This window comes from Flavobacterium sp. FPG59 (genome assembly GCF_002150205.1).
In the GTDB taxonomy this organism is placed as follows: Bacteria; Bacteroidota; Bacteroidia; order Flavobacteriales; family Flavobacteriaceae; genus Flavobacterium.
Window position 1 is genome coordinate 1 of record NZ_MTCA01000367.1, and the last position, 1,430, is coordinate 1,430.

At 28.8% G+C, this 1,430-nt stretch carries 2 protein-coding genes; both read left to right on the top strand.

The window, feature by feature from the left end:
- Positions 1–1,185 (top strand): sensor histidine kinase KdpD (locus tag FPG59_RS16010; RefSeq protein WP_086455525.1); only part of this gene is annotated, 1,185 nt, incomplete at its 5' end.
- 3 nt (positions 1,186–1,188) lie between these two features.
- Positions 1,189–1,430 (top strand): response regulator (locus FPG59_RS16015; RefSeq protein WP_140344721.1); only part of this gene is annotated, 242 nt, incomplete at its 3' end.

Genomic DNA, 1,430 nt, shown 5'->3' on the forward strand with positions numbered 1-1,430 from the left:
ACAGAAGTTTATAGCGATAAGTCTATTGATAAAATAGGTGGAAGTCAAAGTTTGATTCCGGATATAAAAATTGAGAAATCAGGAAATTTGAATGTTCTTGATAATGCATCATTTGAAATATTTTACAAAGATTTTGCTTCAGTATTACCCATACAAGAAAGGGTAACAAAAGAAACTCTTAATAAAATGATTCGTAAAGAATTATTGGAATCGGGTGTAGATACTAAATTTGAGTTCAGTGTATACAATAATAATCTAGCAACTAATGTAAAGTCTGGAGATTTTAAGTACAATAAAGAAGCTACCTATTCTATACCAGTATTTACGGATAATGAAGGGAATAGTAAATATCAATTGTTAGTGACATTTCCTCAAAAAAAGAAATTTTTATTATCAGAGTTGGTTAGTATTACAATACTTTCAATAGTGTTTACGCTAATTATAATAATTGCGTATTCAAGTGCGTTGAATCAATTAATAAGACAACGTCAGATCTCAGAAATTAAAAATGATTTTATAAATAATATGACGCATGAGTTTAAAACTCCTATTGCAACCATAAATTTAGCTCTTGATGCCATTAAGAATCCTAAAATCATTGATGATAAAGATAAGGTTTTACGGTACTTACAAATGATTAAGGACGAAAACAAGCGGATGCATGCCCAGGTTGAAAACGTTTTGAGAATATCAAAATTAGAAAAGAAGGAGTTAGATATTTCAAAAGAATCTAACAATATACATGAAATAATTGAAGACGCTATAGATCATGTTAATTTAATAATAGAAGATAGACAAGGCACAATAAAGTGTGATTTTAAAGCTGTAAGAACTACTGTCTTAATTAATGATGTTCATTTTACAAATGTAATTGTTAACATACTTGAAAATGCGGTTAAATATTCACCCAATACTCCAGAAATTGAAATCTTAACTGAGAATATCAAGGATATGGTGATTATAAAGGTAAAGGATAAAGGGTTAGGAATGAGCAAAGTTGCTCAAAAAAGAGTTTTTGAAAAGTTTTACCGTGAGCACACGGGAGATATACATAACGTTAAAGGTCATGGTTTAGGTCTTGCGTATGTAAAGAGAATTGTAGATGATCATAACGGTCACGTTTATGTAGAAAGTGAAAAGGGAAAAGGAAGTACCTTCATAATAAAATTACCATTAATAAATTAAAATATGGAAAATACAAATAAAAAAATACTATTAGTTGAAGATGATCTTAATTTTGGAGCAGTCCTTAAAGACTATTTAATGTTAAATGACTTTGATGTGACTTTAGCTAAAAATGGTATGGAAGGTTTTGAAAAATTTAAAAAAGATACCTACGATTTGTGCATCCTTGATGTTATGATGCCATACAAAGATGGATATACATTAGCCAAAGAAATTAGAGAAAAAAATAATGAAGTGCCTATTAT